We start from the raw sequence: 19,434 nt of genomic DNA on the forward strand, positions 1-19,434 counted from the left end.
ACCAACACCGCGCAGCCGGCAACGGCTGCCACGAGGACACCATTATGTGTAAGTGCACATCGGACTTTCTGGTCAAACATGTACGGATTCTTGGCCCGCGCCAAGCCAACGATCTCTACAACCGGTTGATTCAGCGCGATCTTGTGATACCTGGGGACGCCCTGCTGATCCTCAACCAGACGATCGACAACACCCGCGAAGCGGTCACCCACCGCGCAGGCATTACCCTGCAGGCACGGGTCGAGGAGTTCGAGCATAAGTACCCCAATACCGTGATGTTCATGGACCTGGCGACGCTGCAAACGGTCTGCGATACGCTCGAGCAGTTGCAGGCCGGCAAGTACGACTTCGAGTGCCCGGTACGCATTCCGTGGATCGTCACCTGGACCGGGGTCAACCAGTATGAAGTGGTGAAAAACGCTAGTGGTTTCGGTGCTTCCACCGACGACGCTGGCCACTGCAATCACTACCGCCTGCCGCTGACCGATGGCAACAGCGAAACCAGCCAATGGAGGGCCACAGGCTTGTAAGCTCCTGGTGGGAGCGGGCTTGCCCCGCGATTTGTTGCAGGGTGCCAGATCGCGGGGCTAGCCCGCTCCCACCGCGACTTAGCCCTTCAGCCCTGCGCCAGTGCCTGCAGTTGCTCAAGTTCCTGCGCCGTCAGGCTCACGCCCTGACGCGCCGACGCTTCGCGTTCACGGAAGCGTCGTTCACCCGGCATCCGGGTCACGCCGACCGCTTGCATCTGCTCCACCAGTTGACGGCTACGCTCGGCAAACTGATTGCCTTGTGCCTTGCTTGGGTCAATGACGATGATCAGCTGCCCGGTCCACGGGGTTTTCGCCCCCGGGTGCTGCGACCAGTCGAACTCCCAGGAGAAATGCCCGCCGGTCAGCGCTGCCGCCAGCAACTCGACCATCATCGACAAGGCCGAGCCCTTATGCCCGCCAAACGGCAACAGCGCACCGCCCTCGAGGATCTTTTGCGGATCACGGGTCGGCTGACCCTGGCTATCGACGCCGATACCGTCCGGCAGTTGTTCGCCTTTGCGCGCAGCGATCTGTACGTCGCCATGAGCCATGGCACTGGTGGCCATGTCGAACACCACCGGATCACCCCTGGCGCAGGGCGCCGCAAAGGCAATCGGGTTGGTGCCATACAAGGGTTTAACAGCACCATGCGGCACCACACAGGTCATGCTATTGACCACACTAAGGGCCACCAAGCCCTCATCGGCGAACGGTTCGACATCCGGCCACAGGGCAGCGAAATGGTGTGAATTATGAATGGCCAACACCGCAATCCCGGCACTGCGGGCCTTTTCCACCAGCAGCTCACGCGCCGCCGCCAATGCCGGCTGGGCAAAACCACCCTTGGCATCCACGCGCAGGTAGCCACTGGCAACATCCTCGACCTGCGGCACGGCGTTTCCGTCGACCCAGCCACTGGCCAGGGTCGACACGTAACCAGGAATCCGGAACACCCCATGGCTGTGGGCACCGTCGCGCTGGGCGCTGGCACAGTTGAAAGCCAGTGCGCGGGCAACCGCTTCACTGGTGCCATGACGAACGAAAATACGCTGCAACAAGGCCTGCAGGTCGGCAAAGGCAATCTGCACGACAGCAGTGTCGGGACGTGCGGACATCTGAAGCTCCCTTATTGGATTTGGTATGGGCGACAGCGGTGAGCAATAGCCGAACTGTCCTCTTATGACAGCAAACTGTCAAACCTTGACTTGATGACAGAAAACATTCATTTTCTGTTTCCAAGTGCAACCGCCTATGAGAATTGCCTGTGAGCCAATCGATCAAACAACGCCTGGAAAGCAGCCTGCACAACGCAGCGGCGTCAGGGCGCAAGATCGCTACCTATATGCTCGCCAATCTCACCGACCTGCCCTTCGAAACCTCGGCCAGCCTGGCCGCCAAGATTGGCGTCAGCGAATCCAGCGTAGGCCGTTTCTGCCGGGCGCTGGGCTACGAACACCTCAAGGCCCTCAAACACGACCTTAAAGATGACCTGGGTGACGGCCCGTGGCTGGTCGGTGATCGTCTGCAAGAATTCCGCCAACAGCACGGCAAAGATGCGGCAGGTGTCGCACGCAGCCTGGAGCAGGAAGTCGGCGCGCTGGTGCGGGTGTATGAATACAGCCGCACCCCGGCCTGGGAAGCCGTCAGCCAGCGCCTGGCGCAACGGCGCAAGGTGTTTATCGCCGGTTTTCAAACCGAGCGCGGTATCGCCCAATGCATGGCCCACCTGCTGCAATACCTGCGCGACGGCGTGCAGGTGGTCGATGGCAGTGCCGGGCATTTTGGTGACGTGTTACTCAGCAACCCGGCCGATTGTGCGCTGGTGGTGTTTGAGGCACGCCGCTACTCACGCCACGCCCTGACCCTGTGCCACAAGGCGCATGAGGCGGGCATTCCGGTCACGCTGGTGACCGATACCTTCTGTGACTGGGCCGATGCCAACGCCAGCGAGGTGTTCCGCATCCCCACTGAATTCAATCTGTTCTGGGAGTCGACCGCGACGATGCTGTCGTGGGCTCACCTGATGGTCAACGAGGTCTGCAAGAAGCTAGGACCGGATGTTGAAAAACGCTTGGAAGCAACTGCCGCTCTACACAATGAATTCGTTGGCTACACGTCAGCGAGCAAACAATAGCAAGAGTGCAAACAACAGATCGAGGTGCAACATGAAACCCGTTATCCGCTTTGCAGGCGCGTGCGCCCTGCTGCTTGCCGGGGCAACCATGGCTCAGGCCGAAACCCTGAAAATTGCCACCGAAGGCGCTTACCCGCCGTTCAACTATGTCGATTCGGATAACCAGCTGCACGGCTTCGATGTCGATATCAGCAAAGCCCTGTGCGAACAGATGAAGGTTGAATGCACCTTGGTCGCACAGGACTGGGAAGGCATCATCCCGGCCTTGATGGCGAAGAAATACGACGCGGTTGTCGCCTCGATGATCAACACCGAAGAGCGCCGCAAGAAAATCGCCTTCACCAACCACTACTACAAAACGCCGCTGTCGGTCGCCGTTGCCAAAGACAGCGAGATCACCGACGCCCAGACCGACTTCAAAGGCTACACCGTCGGCGCCCAGGCCTCCTCGACCCAGGCAATTTACGCTGAAGACGTTTACGGCAAGGCCGGTGCTGATGTGCGCCTCTACCCAACCCTTGATGAAGCCAACGCCGACCTCGCCGCCGGGCGCCTGGACGGTGTGATCGCCGACAAATTCCCGCTGACCGAATGGTTGGGCAAGGCTGGCAAGGAATGCTGCAAGATCCTTGGTGACGTCAACGGCACCAAGGCCGACGCCTCGATTGCCGTGCGCAAGGAAGACGAAGCCCTGCGCGAGCGCCTGAACAAAGCGCTGGACGAAATCGTCGCCAACGGCACCTACCAGAAAATCGCCAGTCGCTATTTCGAGTTCGACATTTATCAGTGACTGATCGCGGCACACGCCCGCTCCCACACGCCCCTGTGGGAGCGGGCTTGCCCCGCGACAAAGCCCTCCCAAGCACCCCACACTCTTAACACCGAGAGGGTTCGCCCATGCTCGACCAACTGTCCCTGTTATCGTTTGCCAGCGGCGGCTGGGGCCAGGCCCTGCTGGCCGGCGCCCTGGTGACCATTTCGCTGGCCCTGGCCTGCCTGCCGATCGGTTTGCCCCTGGGCCTGGGCGTGGCCTTGATGGCGCGTTCGCGCAAGCGCTTGCCGCGCGCCGTCGCCACGGTATTTTCCACCGTATTCCGCGGCCTGCCTGAACTGCTGACGCTGCTGATCATCTACTACGGCTGCCAGATCGCCGCGCAGAAAATCCTCCTGGCCATGGGCTACGAGGGCGAAGTGATGATCAACACCTTCCTCGCCGCGATGATTGCCTTCAGCCTGGTATTTGCCGCGTTCTCCAGCGAAATCTGGCTGGGCGCCTTCAAAACCGTTGCCAAAGGCCAGTACGAAGCCTCCCAGGCGTTGGGCTTGAGCAAAGCCACGACCTTTCGCAAAGTGATTTTCCCGCAGCTGGTGCGCATTGCCATGCCGGGGCTGTCGAACAACTGGCTGTCGCTGCTCAAGGACACCTCGCTGGTATCGACCATTTCCCTGGTTGACCTGATGCGCCAAACCAACCTGGCGGTCAGCGTGACCAAAGAGCCGATGTTCTTCTATGGCGTGGCCTGCCTGGGCTATCTGCTGTTCTCGGCGCTGTCGGGACGGGTGTTTGTCTACATCGAACAGTACTTCAGCCGTCACCTGCGGAGTGCCCGGACATGAGTTTCGATCAACTGCTGGCTCTAGTCGTCGATCCTGACCTGCTGGAACGTTACGGCCCACGTTTTATTGATGGCCTGCTGGTCACTGGCAAGCTGGTGGCAATTTCCTTCACCCTCGGTGCTCTGCTCGGCATGCTGCTGGCCCTGGCGCGGCTGTCCAACAACCTGGTGTTGCAGCGTTTGAGCGCGGCTTACATTTATTTCTTCCGTGGCTCGCCGCTGCTGGCCCAGCTGTTTTTGCTGTATTACGGGCTCGGTTCGCTGAAAAGCTTCTGGCAAGACGTCGGGCTGTGGTGGTTCTTCCGAGATGCCTGGTACTGCACCTTGCTGGCCTTTGTCCTCAATACCGCGGCCTATCAGGCGGAAATCTTCCGTGGTGCCCTGCTGGCGGTCGCCCCCGGCCAGTACGAAGCGGCCAAGGCCCTGAGCCTGAAACGCTCGACCACCTTTTTCAAAGTCATCCTGCCGCAGTCGATGATTGTTGCCATCGGCCCGCTGGGCAATGAGCTGATCCTGATGATCAAAGCCAGCGCCATTGCCTCGCTGGTGACCATCTACGACCTGATGGGCGTGACCAAGCTGGCCTTCTCGCGCAGTTTCGACTTCCAGATCTACCTGTGGGCCGCCGTGCTCTACCTACTGATCGTGGAAATTGTCCGCCGTAGCCTGAAACACATCGAAGCCCGCCTGGGCCGCCACCTGCACTGATTGCCCGTTGTGAGGACTGTTCCAATGCATTGTCAAACCATCGTTCTGGGCGCCGGTATCGTCGGGGTCAGCACGGCCCTTCACCTGCAGGCACGCGGCCGCAAGGTCATCCTGATCGACCGTAACGAACCTGGAAGCGGCACCAGCCATGGCAACGCCGGGCTGATCGAGCGCTCCAGCGTCATCCCCTATGCCTTTCCGCGCGAGCTGTCGAGCCTGCTGCGCTATGGCCTCAATCGCCAATCCGATGTGCGCTACAGCCTCACCCATGTGCCGAAGATCGCCCCCTGGCTGTACAGCTATTGGCAGAATTCCTCTGCCGCGGGCCTGAAGGTCGCGACCGACGCCATGCTGCCGCTGGTGGAGCGCTGCGTTGAAGAACACGACGCGCTGATCGAAGCCGCCGGGCTTAACGAGCTGGTCAAGGCCAGTGGCTGGATCGAGGTGTTTCGCAACGAGGCCGCATTCAGCAAAGCCAAGGCCGATGCCCAGTCGTTGAGCGCATATGGCCTGCGTTACGAGGTGCTGGATCAGCGCCAGTTGCATGAGCGCGAGGCGAGCCTGAGCGACAACGCCGTTGGCGGCATCCACTGGCTCGACCCGAAAACCGTGAGCAACCCCGGCGGCCTGACCCGCGGCTACACCGCGTTGTTCGTCAAGCGTGGCGGCCAGTTCATTCACGGCGATGCGCGCACCCTGCGCCAGATCGGCAGCGAATGGCAGGTCGATAGCCGCCAGGGCCCAATCACCGCACCCGAGGTAGTGATTGCCCTTGGCCCACAGTCGGCGGACCTGTTCAAGCCACTGGGCTATCGCATTCCGCTGGAGATCAAGCGCGGCTATCACATGCATTACCAAGCCCGCGACGGTGCTGAGTTGAAGCATTCGATCTGTGATGCCCAGGGCGGTTATGTACTGGCGCCAATGGCCCAGGGCATCCGCCTGACCACCGGTATCGAATTCGCCGCCAGCAGCGATGCGGCCAACGAGATCCAACTCAAGCGATGCGAAGCCCTGGCGCGCAAGATCTTCCCCCTCGGCCAACGGCTTGATGAACAACCCTGGCTCGGGCGCCGCCCCTGCCTGCCGGACATGCGCCCTGTGATCGGCCCGGCGGCGCGGCACAAAGGCCTGTGGTTCAACTTCGGCCACGCCCACCATGGCCTGACCTTGGGCCCGGTCAGCGGCCGTTTGCTGGCTGAACTGATGACCGGCGAGCCCACCTTTACCGACCCTGCGCCGTACAGCGCGGCACGCTTCAACTGATCGCGGGAGAATAACAATATGACCGCTTCACTGAGCCTTGCAGCAAGCCACGTAGCCCCCATAACCGACCCACGTAAAATCGTGATCGGCATCGAAGGCCTGAACAAGCACTACGGTGCCTACCATGTACTACGCGACATCAACCTCAGCGTGCGCGAAGGCGAACGCATCGTGCTGTGCGGACCGTCCGGCTCCGGCAAATCCACCTTGATTCGCTGCATCAACCGCTTGGAAATCGCTGAAAAAGGCCAGATCCGCGTTCACGACACCGACCTGGCACTGACCACCCGCCAGGCCGCCGAGGTGCGCAGCGAAATTGGCATGGTGTTCCAGCACTTCAATTTGTTCCCGCACATGAGCGTGCTCGACAACTGCACCCTGGCGCCGATGACCGTGCGCGGCCTTAGCCGCAAGGACGCCGAAGAACGTGCGCGCTTCTACCTGAACAAAGTGGGCATCGAGAGCCAGGCCAACAAGTACCCCAGCCAATTGTCCGGGGGCCAGCAACAGCGCGTGGCCATCGCCAGGGCACTGTGCATGAAGCCGAAAATCATGCTGTTCGATGAACCCACCTCGGCACTTGATCCGGAGATGGTGGCTGAGGTGCTGGACGTGCTGGTGAAGCTGGCCGATACCGGCATGACCATGCTCTGCGTCACCCATGAGATGGGCTTTGCCCGTCAGGTGGCGGAGCGCGTGCTGTTTCTCGACGGTGGGCAGATTATCGAAGATGCCAGCCCTGAGGCGTTTTTCAATAATCCGCAGAGTGCACGGGCCAAGGGCTTCCTTGCGCAGATTTTGCATTGATGCAATCGCAGTGTAGGAGCGGGCTTGCCCCGCGATTGTGATGTGTCAGCAACATCGCTTCGCGGGGCAAGCCCGCTCCTACCGGCTTGCCGTCAACTATAATTAACCGCCGCTGTTGCTGGCAGCCCCGACGGACAAGGGCTGCAGACCAATAATTGCACCAAGGCAATGATAAGCTTCGCCCACGCAATCTGAAGTCGTTTGACATATTAAACGGCTCTGGCAAGCTGTATCACAGGTTTCGACCGGAATATCTGGCCCTCTGAGCCCTTCCGGCAGTGCTCGAAACCTCAGGTAGCGCAAAGGTTTCAGCTGCGCGCCTGCACAATAATGACAGGCTGCGCCTGTCCAAAGGTGACATATGCCCAACAGCAACATTGGCAATAAGAAACAGACCCTGCGTAAACCCGTTGTCCTGATGACCATGGGCGCCCAAGAGCGCAAAGGCCACGACTATCAGGTCATGACCCACAAATACATCGTGCCGCTGGTTGAACATGCCGGTTGCGTACCCGTCCTGGTACCAACTTGCTGCGGTATCGAAGACCTCGAAACCTACCTGGACATGGCAGATGGCGTATACCTGACCGGTGCCGGCAGCAACATCGACCCAGCACTGTATGGCCAGGAAAACGAAACCCCCGGCAAAGGCCAGGATCGTGACCGCGACCTGTTCGACATGCCGTTGGTGAAAGCCGCCATTGCCCGTGGCCTGCCGATTTTCGGTATCTGCCGTGGCATGCAGGAAATCAACGTAGCCTTGGGTGGCGACATCTACCAGAAGGTATACGCTGAAGCCGGCTTCAACGATCACCGGGAAAACCCGGAAGATCCGGTAGACGTGCAGTACAGCGCCGTTCACAGCGTGCGTCTGGAGCAAGGCAGCTGGTTGCAGAAGCTGCTGAAAAGCGATGAGATTCGCGTCAACTCGCTACACGGCCAAGGCCTGAAAAACCTCGGCAAAGGCATCGAGCCGCTGGCTTTCGCTGAAGACGGCCTGGTCGAGGCGATTCATGCGCCAAGCCTGTCGCCATTCCTGTTTGCCGTACAGTGGCACCCAGAATGGCAAGCGGCGAAGAACCCGGACTCGGTGAAGATGTTCGAAGCCTTCGGTGATGCCTGCCGAAAGCAGGTGGCCAGAGCTGAAGGCGGCACTAAGCTGAGCTCGGCGGCCTGATTCACGCAATCGCGGGGCAAGCCCGCTCCTACCAAGCTGGTGGGAGCGGGCTTGCCCCGCGATGCGTTTATTGATCCCAATCACTAGCCTTAGCCCAACCAAGGGCGCACCCTGAGCGTTGACTGCACGACCCAGCCACGCACACCTGCTCAGGAGAAATGGCCATGTCCCGCATGAAAGCGGCAATTTTCGTCGAAAAGAACCGTATCGTTCTGGATGAAAAACCGATCCCCGACGTCGGACCCTCCGACGCCCTGCTGCGCATCACCACCACTACCATCTGCGGAACCGACGTGCACATCCTGCGCGGCGAGTATCCGGTGGCCAAACGCCTGACCATCGGTCACGAACCGGTCGGTATCATTGAAAAACTCGGCAGCCAGGTTCAAGGCTTCACCGAAGGCCAACGGGTCATCGCCGGAGCCATTACCCCCAGCGGCCACAGTTATGCCTGTTTGTGTGGCTGCGCCTCCCAGGACGGCCCCGGCACTCCCCACGGCTTTCGCGCCGCCGGTGGCTGGAAGTTCGGCAATACCATCGATGGCTGCCAGGCCGAGTACGTGCTGGTACCCGATGCCATGGCCAACCTGTCGCCGATCCCCGACGATCTGACCGACGAACAAGTGCTGATGTGTCCGGACATCATGTCCACCGGCTTTTCCGGCGCCGAACGTGGTGGCGTGCGCATCGGCGATACCGTGGCGGTGTTCGCCCTCGGCCCGATCGGCCTGTGCGCGGTGGCCGGAGCGCGGCTAATGGGCGCAACGACCATCATTGGTGTCGACACCGTTGCCGCCCGCCTGACGGTTGCCCGCCAGTTGGGGGCCACCCATGTGGTCGACTTCAAGCAAGGCAATGTGGTCGAGCAGATCATGGCCCTGACCCACGGGCGTGGCGTGGATGTGGCCATCGAAGCCTTGGGCACGCAGTCAACCTTCGAGTCGGCGCTACGCATTCTGCGCCCGGGCGGCACCCTGTCGAGCCTGGGTGTGTATTCCTCCGACCTGACCATTCCGCTCTCGGCCTTCGGCGCGGGGCTGGGCGACTACAGCATCGTCAGCACCTTGTGCCCCGGCGGTAAGGAACGCATGCGCCGCTTGATGGAAGTGGTGGGCAGTGGCAGCGTTGATCTTAAGCCGCTGGTCACTCACCGCTTCAAACTCGATGACATCGAGGCGGCTTACGAACTGTTCGCCCATCAGCGTGATGGGGTGATGAAGGTTGCGATTACGCCGTGATGCGTTTCGCGGGGCAAGCCGGCTCCTGTAGGAGCGGGTTTGCCCCGCGATAAACCTCACCCCAACGGCCCCTGCAACCGCGGCGCCCAATCTTCCACTACGGCTTGTTCCAGGCGCCGCTCCAGGGTCCGTCGCCACGACGGCACCAGCGGCAACTCCAAACACTGACGAATAATCTCAAGGTCGACCCGCTTGTCGAACAACACCGACGACAAGCGCGCCACCGACCACTGCGGATGCGGTCGCTCGATCAGCTCGAACGAAGCACCTGCGGCCAATACGCCCTCCTCCAGCACCCGGTAATACCAGCCGGTACGGCCAGTCTGCTGCACACGCAGGGCCATGTCCTTGACCTGAAAACGGTCATTGAGTTTCCAGCACGGCATCCGCCCCTGGGACACTTCCAGCAACGCGCTACCCACCCGCAGGCGATCCCCCAGGCACAGCGTATGCTCGGTCCAGCCGCGGGTACTGAGGTTCTCACCAAACGCGCCTGGCGCCTGCAGTAACGGATGCTCGCCCAACTCAGCCGCCCACAGCGCGTAGTGCTCGCGCGGGTAATGATGGATCGCCTTGTCCTTGCCTCCGTGCACACGCAGGTCACCCTGCTCGTCACCGGCAAGCCCCAGTTCGGTCACCGCCACCTCACCACTGCGTGGCTGCTTGGCAATTGCACTGGAAGATCCCGGGCGGGTGAACGGCACGGCTTTACCGGTCAAGACAGCGTCAAGCTTCATGGGTATCACTCCGTCAGTTCGGCAAGTTGGTGTTCGCGGCAGATCAGCTCGCGCTCAGGGGGCGTCAACGGCTCTTGGGTCAATTCGCAAAAGCCGCCACTGGCGGTCTGGCGGTGAAAGCGGCAGGTCTTGCACAGGCCGAAGCCCGGCACGTTTTCGCTGCGCTGAATGCTGCGCAGCAAGTCGCTGAGCAAACCCTCCAGCGCTTGCGCATCGGTACCCATTCGCGCCATTGCGGTGACGAGAAAATCCGGCGGCATCACCGCCGCGAGCAATGCCCGGGCCGCTTCGGTCAGGCTCAGGTGCACGCTGCGTTTGTCGGCCTGGTCCTGGGTCTTGACGATCAAACCCTTGGCCTCCAAGGCTTTGAGCGATTGCGACACCGTGCCCTTGGTCAGGCCCAGGTACTCGGTGACCGCCAACGGCGTGTTGGAGTAACGGTTGCAGCGTGCCAGGTACAGCAAGGCGCTCAGCTGGATCGGCTGCAGGTCGGCCAATAGCGGGTGCTGGCGGAACCAGACGCGGGTCAGGCTCGACAGCCGTTCCAACAGATCGAATAACACGGCAGCTGGCCTCGATTGATAGGGTCGATAGATAGTATCGAATAAAAACTATATTGACAAAGACCTGGATGAGCTTAGGCTATTTGGTATCGATTCGAAACCAAATGCCCACAGGAGCCCTACCATGAAACGCACCCTCGCCTTCACCCTCAGCCTGCTCGCCACCCAGGTCTGGGCCCACGAATCCCCCGGTATCAGCAGCGCCAAAGGCAATGCCGAAGCGGCCTTCGACCTGGTTCAGACTCGGGTCTTCAAACAAGGCGACAACCTGGTGTTCGAACAACTGGTCGACGGCAAGGCCGGTAGCCGCCTGCCCAGCGCCAAAGGCGCATTCGCCGGTGCCGAGGTCTACAGCTATGTCTGGCCCACCAGCCTGGACAGCAGCAGCGTCGGCTTCGAGGCCAAGGCCGGCATCCTCGCCCTGGCGCTGACCTCTCACCCGGACTTCGATGACACCCCACAGCTCGATGAAAACCGCGACGGCAAAACCGACAACGACGGCGGCCTGTGGCATTCCCATTGGGTGGTGCTGAGCAAGGACGCCAGTTGCGGCCCCAGCGGCCTGAAAGTGCGTGACATCCCTAAAGGCGCACAACCGAAACTGCCGGCCACCTGGCCTGGCGCACCGATCTACATCGACTCCCCCGGCTACGCCCTGAGCGTGGACAAGAATGCCGCGCAGATCAGTGTGCCGCTGGCGGCAGTGGGCTTCCCGCAGCGCTTCAACTATGACGGTGTGACTGCCGCACTCAAGGTCAATGCTGACCTGCACGACCCGCTGCTGTGCGTCAGCAGTGTGTGGGACATCAGCTCCGGTGACCTGTCGCTGCCAGGCACCTGGAAACTCAAGCAAGAGTAAGCCTCGCCAACCGGCGCGCCGCCCGACGCCCCGTCGCGGCGCGCCTCTGGGCAAAAGCCCCTGCGGGTCGCTATGCTGCAAAGCATGAACGCCTCCTTGCCAACCCGCTCCCCTTGCCCACCCGGCGCCTGCGATTGCGGCCGTGACACGCTGCAGGACCCGCGCATCCTGCTGCTTACGCGCCAGGAGGAAAAGCGTCTGCTGGAGCGTCTGGAAAACCTGCAGAGCCTGGCTGACCTTGAGCACATGCAGCGCAAGCTCTTCGAGAACCTCGGCATCCGCCTGCAGATCAGCCCCAGTGACAACGAAGTGCGCACCATGCGCGGCTTCAACATCCAGCTTGCCGAGCAACCGGGCCTGTGCCGCAAGACCCGGCAAAACATTCCCGCCGCGATCCGCCGGGCCCTTGAGCGCCAGCCGGAGATTGCCTACCGGCTGCTGGATGCCAACGACCTGCTGCGTGATACCTGAGCGCCCATTCCCCTTTACAGGAACAGTGTACCGATGTCCGCCCTTTCGCCCCGTGAGGTTTACCAGCAATTGCGCGACGTCGCCCTCGGCGTGCGCCTGATGGGCCGCCCAGTCCCCGTAGCGGCGAGCGGTCAGGTGCAGGTAGAGATCGAAGGCTGGCAACTGCTGCTGGACTTCGAAGGCAACCGTCTGCACCACTGTGAACAGTGCCTGCACCCCGATGGCCGTCAGGGCTCAGCCGACACCTGGCAGCGCTATGGCACCGACCCGGTGAGTTTGCTCAGCACTTGGGAAATGGCGCAGATCGAGCGATTGCTCAAGGCGCAGTGAGCTGCAGTTCAGTACTACGGAGCAACGCGCGGATGTTAGGATCGCCCCCTCGATCGCGCATTGCCCCAAGGAGCCGCTCTGTACATGGACGCCAGCAACTACTTCAGCAAAGCGAAAACCGGTGGCGCCAATGCCTCCAGCGGTTTCGTCTACCAGGATCTGTGTGCCCTGTACTACCTTGCCCAGCATCTTGGTGACGCCAGCTTCCAGGCCTTGGGTATCGAAACCGATGATGATTTCACCCTGCTCCATGCGTCGCGCAAGATGGCTCTGCAGGTAAAGATCCCCACCCTCAGTGTGCCGATGGCCAAGCGGCACATGGGGCCGGACAAGACGCTGATCGGTTCACGAACCGATAACAGCCTGAAAACGCTGCTCACTTACCTCAGTCAATACCGCGAGGTTGAACAGTCGCTGGAGAGTGACGCGACAAAAGCCAAAGTGCGCGAAGACTTCGACACATTGCTCAAACGCTACAAGATCAAAGGCAGCGCCAGTATTCCCGCGACCTGGTATGTGAATGAGCTTCCAGAAAGCAATCTGCCACAGGTCATCAAGTACACGCTGGCAGCCTGGGGCCTGGCGAGCGGTATGCTGATCGATGTCGAATCCTGCTTCAATGAACTCTACCGCCTGGCCGGCGAGCGTCGGCAACGGCGTGGCTACATCAACAAGCAGGAAGTGCTGGACCTGCTCAATACCAAGACCGCTAACCGCGTCGCCCGCTCCAGCAAAGACTTCGTCGATATCATCGGCATCGGCGAAGAGCAGATCCTCGACACGCTGCAGGCGAAAATCGCTCAGGCCCAGGCGTATCTGGACATCGGCGATCATCAGCGCGCGATTACCCTCTACCAGGAGTTGGCGACGCTGCTGGAAACCGAAGCGCTGTTTACCAAGTGCGCAGCCATTCTGCACGCCAGCGACCAGCTCGACGCAGCCATCGCCTATTGCGACAAAGCCTTGGCCAGGTACCCGAATTCGGCCTACGCATTCGCCATCAAAGGTTCATGCCTCGGCGAGAAAGGTGATCACCGCCGCGCCCTGGATTTGCTCAAATCAGCCAATCACTTCAAACCCGAAGACGCGGTGATTCTCTACAACCTCGGCGTCTGCTGCCTGATGCAAGCCGATTACCAGGCAGCCACTGGTTACTTCGAACAGGCCGTCAACGCCGCCCCTGACTTCAGCTCGGCCCACCTCAACTTGAGTATTTGCTTGTTCAACCAGAACGGTTGGCTCCAGGCGGCCAAGCACATTGACACTTGCCTGTTGCTTGAGCCTGAGTTGCCGCAGGCGCTGTCACAAAAAGGCGAAATCAAGCGTTTCTTTGGCGAATACGACGAAGCCCAGGCGTTGTTTCGCCAATGCCTGGCGCAGACACCCGACAACAGCCTGGCGCAGCAGGGGCTGGCCTTGAGTCTGTTAGTACAGGGCGACCCGCTCGGTGCCGCGTTGCTGGTCAGGCATCTGCAAAGCACCCTGGCAAACTACGACATCAACGACTGCATCGGCCTGATCGACATCGGCTGGCACAGAACCATCGCCTTGACCATCACGGTGTTCGACGACATTTCCTACCTGCTTGACTATAACGGCACCCAACACTACATCCCGAAACCGGGTAATGACCCTATCGGCATCGGCGTGATCGATCTTGATGGTGCGCCCATGCCGCTGATTTTCAAGTGCTATGAACGCCTCGGCAATTTCAAGAATGCCGTCAATGCCTTGAACCTGTCAGATACCGGCACGTTATTGTTGACGGTACAAGGACAGGTCCTCGATCTGCACGATCACTGCGACATCAACATTCAATTCGAACACTACGGCATCAACGGCCAGACCAACAAAGGCAGTAACCAGGGTTTCAACGCCTTCAAAACCCATTACAACGGCTACTGCATGCTGTCGCTGCAACACAAACAGAGCCGCCAGCAGCGCGACTTTGTCATGATGGGCCTGGAGGTCAGCTAAAAAACAATCCACCGGCTGCGCCACACCCGACAACCACCAGCCAGGCGGGCACGCGCCAGAACAGCAACGCCACCAGCGCGAGCAGCGCCAGGCCAAAGTCGCTTGGCTGCAGGATCGCGCTGGTCCACACCGGTCGATACAACGCTGCCAGCAACAGGCCGACCACTGCCGCGTTGACCCCTTGCATGGCCGCTTGCATGCGCATATTGGTGCGCAACTGCTCCCAGAATGGCAGCGCGGCAAACACCAGCAGAAACGACGGCAGGAAAATCGCCACCAGGCACAGCAGGCTACCCAACCAGCCAGACAACGGTGCCGGCATCGATGCACCGAGAAACGCAGCGAAGGTAAACAACGGCCCCGGTACCGCCTGAGTGGCACCGTAGCCCGCAACAAAGGTCGCGTTGCTCACCCAGCCATTGGGCACCACTTCCGCCTGCAGCAACGGCAACATCACATGGCCGCCGCCAAATACCAGCGAGCCGGTACGGTAGAAGGCATCGAACACATTCAAGGCCTGGCTCGGCCACAGTTCAGACAGCAGCGGCAGCCCCAGCAGCAAAGCAAGAAACACCATCAGCCAGCCAGCACCGGCGCCACGGCTGATGCCGATAGGCAGCGGCTCGTGCGCCAACGTTTGTGCTGGTTTGAACATCACCAGACCGATGAGCGCGGCCAGGGCAATCACCACCACCTGCGCCCAGGCCGAGGGCACCAGCAGCACCAGGCAGGTGGCAACGGCCATCAGCGACAGCCGCGAAGCGTCAGTACACAGATTACGTGCCATGCCCCAGACTGCCTGGGCGACCACCGCGACGGCGGCGACTTTCAGCCCATGCAGCACCCCCGCAGGCAAGGCATCCGCGAACCCGGCAAGGCCCAAGGCGAACAGCGTCAGCGCCAGGGCCGATGGCAGGGTAAAACCAACCCAGGCCGCCAAGGCGCCACGGTACCCCGCTTGCGACAACCCCAGAGCAATCCCGACCTGACTGCTGGCCGGACCCGGCAGGAACTGACAGAGCGCCACCAAATCGGCGTAACTGCGCTCGCTCAGCCATCTGCGGCGGCCGACGAACTCCTCGCGAAAGAAGCCAAGGTGGGCGACCGGCCCGCCGAAAGACGTCAAACCCAGGCGCAGGAAGATGAGGAATATCTGCCTGGGGCTGCAAGCAAGGTTGAGGGCCATGGACTGTTCTTCTGAAAAACACGCCTCGAACAATACACGAACCTGTGCGATTGCTCTGGACCAGTCACATCAAATCGCGGGGCAAGCCCGCTCCTACCGAGTCAGAAGGTTTTGCTGGCGCTGGCGACCACGGTTGCCGAGCACAGGTCGTCATAGCCATACCAGCTCAGGCATTCGCTTTTCGACAGGTCGGTGTCGATATAGCTCAGCCCCCAGGTAACGCCGACGAATTCACGGGTGAGCTTTACTTCCCACTCGTAATAGGCCTGCCGGTCATCGCCACTGGCCGACCAGTACGCGGGGTCTTTTACATCGTTGCGCCCGGCCCGTAGCGCCAGGCCCACCTCGCCCGGCAAGGCGAAGCTGTAACCCAGGTAGGTATACAGGGTGTCCTGATCCTGGCCAAAGACGTTCGGGGTGTCGTTGGAGTACAAGGCCCCCAGTTGCACCCCGTAAAGATCGAGCACGGCATACACCTCGCTGAGGTTGAACTGCCCCTCCTTGGGATAGGTGTACTTCATGTAGCCGACATCAAGGCTGATGGCGTCGCTCGCCTGCCAGTACCAACCCGCGTAGTAGTCCAGCTCCTGACGGGTCTTGAAGTCAAAACCGAAATCAACGTTCGAGGTCCAGGCCCCAAGGTACAGGCCGCTGCTGTGCATCAAGGTGGCGCCGGCCTGCAGCGCCGGGTCGCCAAGGGTCTGGGAGATACCGCGGCTGCGGTAGTCGCTGACGCTGGTGAGCTCCAGCTCCAGCGACAGGTCATCACTGAGGGTCAGGGCCTGGCTGCTGATTGGCGCCAACATCAGGCTGGCCAGGGAAATCAGAGTGCGTGCGTTCATACACAAGCCTTATTGTTATAGGTCTACGGGCAAAAAACGTGCAGGCGAAACCCGGCCCCCTGCAGTGCAAGGTGCCAGGCAGGGTCAAGCTGCGGGTCAGGAAGCCGGGGCGTAAACCTGCTTGCCGGCGAAGAAGGTCTTCAGGACCTGGGTGTCGAACAGTTCTTCATTGCTGACGTTGAACACATCGCGATCCAGCACGATCAGGTCCGCCTGCTTGCCAGGCGCCAGTGAGCCGATCTGCTGGTCCAGGCGCAGGGTTTTCGCGGCGTTGAGGGTGTAAGCCTGGAACATGACCTGACGGTCGACGCTTTCCTTGGCATTGAGTACCCCCAGCGGCCCTGTGCGGGTAATGGCCTGGGCAATGGCGTTCCATGGGTTGGCGCTGGACACCGGCCAGTCACTGGCCCCGGCAATGGTCGCCCCGGCGTGCTGCAGGGAGTTGGCCGGGTACTGGTGGCTGTAGGCCGCAGCGCTGATGTAGGGTTTGACCAGCTCCTCCGTGTAGTTCTCGGCGGTGGCCCAAAGCATTTGCATGGAGGCGATCACCCCCAGCTGCTTGAAGCGTGGGAAGTCCGCCGGATCGACCACTTGCAGGTGGCTGATACTGTGCGCCCGGGGTGCTGCGTTGAGTGTGCGCGCATAGGCCACACCGTTGAGCGACTCACGCACTGCCCGGTCCCCCACGGCATGCATGTGCACGATCCAGTCACGCTGCTCGGCGGCTGCCACCAACTCGCCGAAATGCTCAGGCTCAATCAGCAACTGGCCGTTCTTCTGACTGTTTTTATAGGGTTCCAGCATGGCGGCCGTCTGCCCTGGGTATTCCAGCACGCCGTCAACGAAGACCTTGATGCCTGGGAAACTCAAGTTAGGCACCCCCTCGAAGGACTTCGCCACCTTGGCCAGCACCTCTAGGTCTGCCGGCCGGCTCTTGGGGTTGGCGATCAACAACGCCGCAACATGGGCGCTGAGCTCGCCTTTCTCGGCCAGGGTCCGGTACAGCGGCAACACACCAACGCTCTGCTCGGTGGGTTTGAAGTCGAACAACGAATCATCACTGCCCGCGTTGGCGGCGGCGTCCATCCAGGCGGTGACACCGTACTGGTTATTGATGCGCACCGCCTCGCGGGTCGCTTTGAGCATGAACGCCTCACTGGCCGCCGGCACCTGACTGCGCACGCTGTCCCAGCGAGACTCGGCGAAATAACCGTTCGGGGTAAAGTCTGCCTCATGGCCAACGTAGCTGCGGTCTTGCTCGGACATGCCTTTGACCAGTGCGGCATCGATCTTCAACCGTTTAAGCATGGCGCTGTTGGCCCAGCCGGTGTGGCCGTCGATGCCGCTGAGCACCAGTGGCTGGTCGGCCCACCGGCCCTGATTGAACACCTGCCCCAGCTCGCGGCTCTTCTCCCAGTACGCCGAACTCACCCCGGAAATAAGGATGACATCACCGGCGCGACCACGGCCGTCCTTGAGCTCGGCCAGTATCCATTGCTCAAGTGCCGGCAGCGGTTTGACTTCATCGGCAAGGTTGGCGCCGAGGCTGGCCATCGCGCCCATGACCGGATGGCTATGGGTGTCGATCATCCCGGGCATCAGCACCTTGCCACCCAGGTCGATCCGTTGTGTGTTGGCGTCAGCCAGCGCGGTGATCTGCGCGTCGCTGCCCACTTGCAGGATCTTGCCGTCCTTGACCGCTACCGCCTGCATCAAGGCCTGTCCCGGCTCGGCGGTGAACACCTTGCCGTTGAACAGCACCAGGTCTGCGGCGGCCATTGCCGGCAGGGAACCACAGGCCAGGGACGCGGCCAACAGCGTGGGAATCAATCGTTGCATCGGAACACTCTCTTGTTGTTATCGGCTCTGGGCTTACCCTATCGCGCGCTACACAAGAACGGACCTCTGCAAATGAGGAGGGTCAGGCGATTTTCTCGGCCAGCGGCGCGGCCGAGCGCAGGGCGGTGCCCAGTTCCACCTTGCTCTTGACCCCCAGTTGAACGTAGCAATTGCGCAGGTAGGTGCGCACTGTGGCCGGGCTCAATGACAACATGCGGGCGATTTCCTTGTAGGAATGGCCGGCGGCAAACAGCATGGCAGCCGTGCGTTCACGCGGTGCCAGCATTACACCCGGCGCTTGAGACTCAAGCGACAGAATCACATGCTCGGCATTCGGGCTCAGGGTCAGTGTGCAGCGGCCCAGGCGCATCACACAGGGTGCCTTGGTCAACTGCGCGATGACCTCCGGCGGCAGCAACGAGCCATCCCAGCCCGGCACTTCGCGCTCGATGGCCGCGCACAGGCGTGCACCGACGTACAGCAGGCTGCCGTCCGGGCGGGCCACACCGAAGTCAGTGGCGCCGTTGCCAGTGTCGAGGCGGATCATGTCCTGGACCTGGAACCGCCACGACTGCAGCAGGTGCGCGCAATAAGCGTCGAACAAGCCCTCTTCGCAGGCAGTAAAGGCCTGCTCCTGGTGGCCCCGGTACACACAGACAAAAAAGCTCAGGCCACTTTCGGGCAGCTCGAAGGTGATGCTCATCAGGTGATAGAGGTCGTAACGCCGGGCAAAGTCATTGACCGCCTCGACCGGATCGGTGAATTCACTGTCGCGGATCACCCGGCCGGGCCTTGCCAGGGTGTCGTGAGCAAAGCTGTCTTGCCCTGCGACCTGGCGCCATTCGCTGGCAAACGCTGCGGGCAGGTCGATGCGCCCATGCATCCAGCTTTGCATCGGCACACGGTCGGCGGCCGCCGACATTTCGCCCCACCAGGCCGAGGCGAATGGCACCACCTGGCGAAACGCGCGCAAGCCATCGGCAATGAAGTGTGAACCGCCCTCCTCTCTGGCCAAGCGCGCCAGTGCCAGCACGCACTGATTGAAGGCCTTGAGGGTGGTCATGGGCAGGTCTGCGGCGAGCATCTGGGACTCTCTTGTTGTTGTGGTTGCCATCGCGGGGCAAGCCCGCTCCCACAGCGTCGAGTGGGCTTGC

20 protein-coding genes are annotated in these 19,434 nt (G+C 61.2%); 13 read left to right on the forward strand and 7 right to left on the reverse strand.

The window, feature by feature from the left end; genetic code table 11:
• Positions 1 to 44: 44 nt before the first annotated feature.
• Complete coding sequence (locus ACP6KB_RS14070; RefSeq protein ID WP_442107398.1) at positions 45 to 530, forward strand: hypothetical protein; 486 nt, start codon at positions 45 to 47, stop codon at positions 528 to 530.
• 86 nt (positions 531 to 616) lie between these two features.
• On the opposite strand, the gene ACP6KB_RS14075 is transcribed toward ACP6KB_RS14070, so the two are convergent.
• Positions 617 to 1,645, reverse strand: coding sequence for an Ldh family oxidoreductase (locus ACP6KB_RS14075; protein ID WP_442107400.1), 1,029 nt, complete (start codon positions 1,643 to 1,645; stop codon positions 617 to 619).
• A gap of 149 nt (positions 1,646 to 1,794) precedes the next feature.
• On the opposite strand from ACP6KB_RS14075, the gene ACP6KB_RS14080 reads away from it, so the two are divergent.
• The 8 genes from ACP6KB_RS14080 (at position 1,795) to ACP6KB_RS14115 (ending at position 9,476) form a co-directional block, all read left to right on the forward strand.
• Positions 1,795 to 2,664, forward strand: a complete 870-nt coding sequence (locus ACP6KB_RS14080; protein WP_442107402.1) for a MurR/RpiR family transcriptional regulator — start codon at positions 1,795 to 1,797, stop codon at positions 2,662 to 2,664.
• 31 nt (positions 2,665 to 2,695) lie between these two features.
• Positions 2,696 to 3,454 carry a transporter substrate-binding domain-containing protein gene (locus ACP6KB_RS14085; RefSeq protein WP_442107404.1) on the forward strand — a complete coding sequence of 253 codons (759 nt, stop codon included), beginning with the start codon at positions 2,696 to 2,698 and terminating at the stop codon, positions 3,452 to 3,454.
• A gap of 107 nt (positions 3,455 to 3,561) precedes the next feature.
• Positions 3,562 to 4,281: an ABC transporter permease gene (locus ACP6KB_RS14090; RefSeq protein ID WP_442107406.1), complete on the forward strand. Its 720-nt coding sequence runs from the start codon at positions 3,562 to 3,564 to the stop codon at positions 4,279 to 4,281.
• On the forward strand, positions 4,278 to 4,988 hold the full coding sequence (locus ACP6KB_RS14095; RefSeq protein ID WP_442107408.1) for an ABC transporter permease: 711 nt from the start codon (positions 4,278 to 4,280) through the stop codon (positions 4,986 to 4,988). The genes ACP6KB_RS14090 and ACP6KB_RS14095 overlap by 4 nt, the downstream gene beginning before the upstream one ends.
• A 24-nt stretch (positions 4,989 to 5,012) precedes the next feature.
• Positions 5,013 to 6,254: an FAD-dependent oxidoreductase gene (locus ACP6KB_RS14100; protein ID WP_442107410.1), complete on the forward strand. Its 1,242-nt coding sequence runs from the start codon at positions 5,013 to 5,015 to the stop codon at positions 6,252 to 6,254.
• Between the two features lie 18 nt (positions 6,255 to 6,272).
• Positions 6,273 to 7,061, forward strand: coding sequence for an amino acid ABC transporter ATP-binding protein (locus tag ACP6KB_RS14105; RefSeq protein ID WP_442107412.1), 789 nt, complete (start codon positions 6,273 to 6,275; stop codon positions 7,059 to 7,061).
• A 361-nt stretch (positions 7,062 to 7,422) separates the two neighbouring features.
• On the forward strand, positions 7,423 to 8,238 hold the full coding sequence (locus ACP6KB_RS14110; RefSeq protein WP_442107414.1) for a gamma-glutamyl-gamma-aminobutyrate hydrolase family protein: 816 nt from the start codon (positions 7,423 to 7,425) through the stop codon (positions 8,236 to 8,238).
• Between the two features lie 164 nt (positions 8,239 to 8,402).
• On the forward strand, positions 8,403 to 9,476 hold the full coding sequence (locus ACP6KB_RS14115; protein WP_442107416.1) for an NAD(P)-dependent alcohol dehydrogenase: 1,074 nt from the start codon (positions 8,403 to 8,405) through the stop codon (positions 9,474 to 9,476).
• A gap of 56 nt (positions 9,477 to 9,532) precedes the next feature.
• Here ACP6KB_RS14115 and ACP6KB_RS14120 read toward each other — a convergent pair whose 3' ends face one another.
• Positions 9,533 to 10,213, reverse strand: a complete 681-nt coding sequence (locus ACP6KB_RS14120) for an MOSC domain-containing protein (RefSeq protein ID WP_442107418.1) — start codon at positions 10,211 to 10,213, stop codon at positions 9,533 to 9,535.
• A 5-nt stretch (positions 10,214 to 10,218) separates the two neighbouring features.
• Positions 10,219 to 10,776, reverse strand: a complete 558-nt coding sequence (locus ACP6KB_RS14125) for a MarR family winged helix-turn-helix transcriptional regulator (RefSeq protein WP_442107420.1) — start codon at positions 10,774 to 10,776, stop codon at positions 10,219 to 10,221.
• Positions 10,777 to 10,900: 124 nt separating this feature from the next.
• On the opposite strand from ACP6KB_RS14125, the gene ACP6KB_RS14130 reads away from it, so the two are divergent.
• The 4 genes from ACP6KB_RS14130 (at position 10,901) to ACP6KB_RS14145 (ending at position 14,413) form a co-directional block, all read left to right on the forward strand.
• Positions 10,901 to 11,635 (forward strand): hypothetical protein, encoded by a 735-nt coding sequence (locus tag ACP6KB_RS14130; RefSeq protein ID WP_442107422.1) that lies wholly within the window; start codon positions 10,901 to 10,903, stop codon positions 11,633 to 11,635.
• 84 nt (positions 11,636 to 11,719) lie between these two features.
• The gene (locus tag ACP6KB_RS14135) at positions 11,720 to 12,106 is read left to right on the forward strand and encodes a hypothetical protein (protein ID WP_442107424.1); all 387 of its coding nucleotides are present in this window, start codon (positions 11,720 to 11,722) and stop codon (positions 12,104 to 12,106) included.
• Positions 12,107 to 12,139: 33 nt separating this feature from the next.
• Positions 12,140 to 12,436 (forward strand): DUF7693 family protein, encoded by a 297-nt coding sequence (locus ACP6KB_RS14140; protein WP_442107426.1) that lies wholly within the window; start codon positions 12,140 to 12,142, stop codon positions 12,434 to 12,436.
• Positions 12,437 to 12,520: 84 nt separating this feature from the next.
• Positions 12,521 to 14,413: a tetratricopeptide repeat protein gene (locus ACP6KB_RS14145; protein WP_442107428.1), complete on the forward strand. Its 1,893-nt coding sequence runs from the start codon at positions 12,521 to 12,523 to the stop codon at positions 14,411 to 14,413.
• Here ACP6KB_RS14145 and chrA read toward each other — a convergent pair.
• The 4 genes from chrA to ACP6KB_RS14165 all read right to left on the reverse strand — a co-directional run bounded on the left by chrA (position 14,406) and on the right by ACP6KB_RS14165 (position 19,364).
• Positions 14,406 to 15,599, reverse strand: coding sequence for a chromate efflux transporter (gene chrA / locus ACP6KB_RS14150; RefSeq protein WP_442107430.1), 1,194 nt, complete (start codon positions 15,597 to 15,599; stop codon positions 14,406 to 14,408). The genes ACP6KB_RS14145 and chrA overlap by 8 nt on opposite strands.
• Positions 15,600 to 15,700: 101 nt before the next feature.
• A complete protein-coding gene (locus ACP6KB_RS14155) occupies positions 15,701 to 16,441 on the reverse strand; it encodes a TorF family putative porin (protein WP_442107432.1) in 741 nt (246 codons plus the stop codon).
• A 96-nt stretch (positions 16,442 to 16,537) separates the two neighbouring features.
• Positions 16,538 to 18,280, reverse strand: a complete 1,743-nt coding sequence (locus tag ACP6KB_RS14160) for an amidohydrolase (protein ID WP_442107434.1) — start codon at positions 18,278 to 18,280, stop codon at positions 16,538 to 16,540.
• Between the two features lie 82 nt (positions 18,281 to 18,362).
• Entirely contained in the window at positions 18,363 to 19,364 is a 1,002-nt protein-coding gene (locus ACP6KB_RS14165) for a response regulator transcription factor (protein WP_442107436.1), read from the reverse strand.
• Between the last annotated feature and the right edge of the window lie 70 nt (positions 19,365 to 19,434).

Origin of the sequence: Pseudomonas sp. NUPR-001 (assembly GCF_052147955.1) — a bacterium.
Classification (GTDB): domain Bacteria; phylum Pseudomonadota; class Gammaproteobacteria; order Pseudomonadales; family Pseudomonadaceae; genus Aquipseudomonas.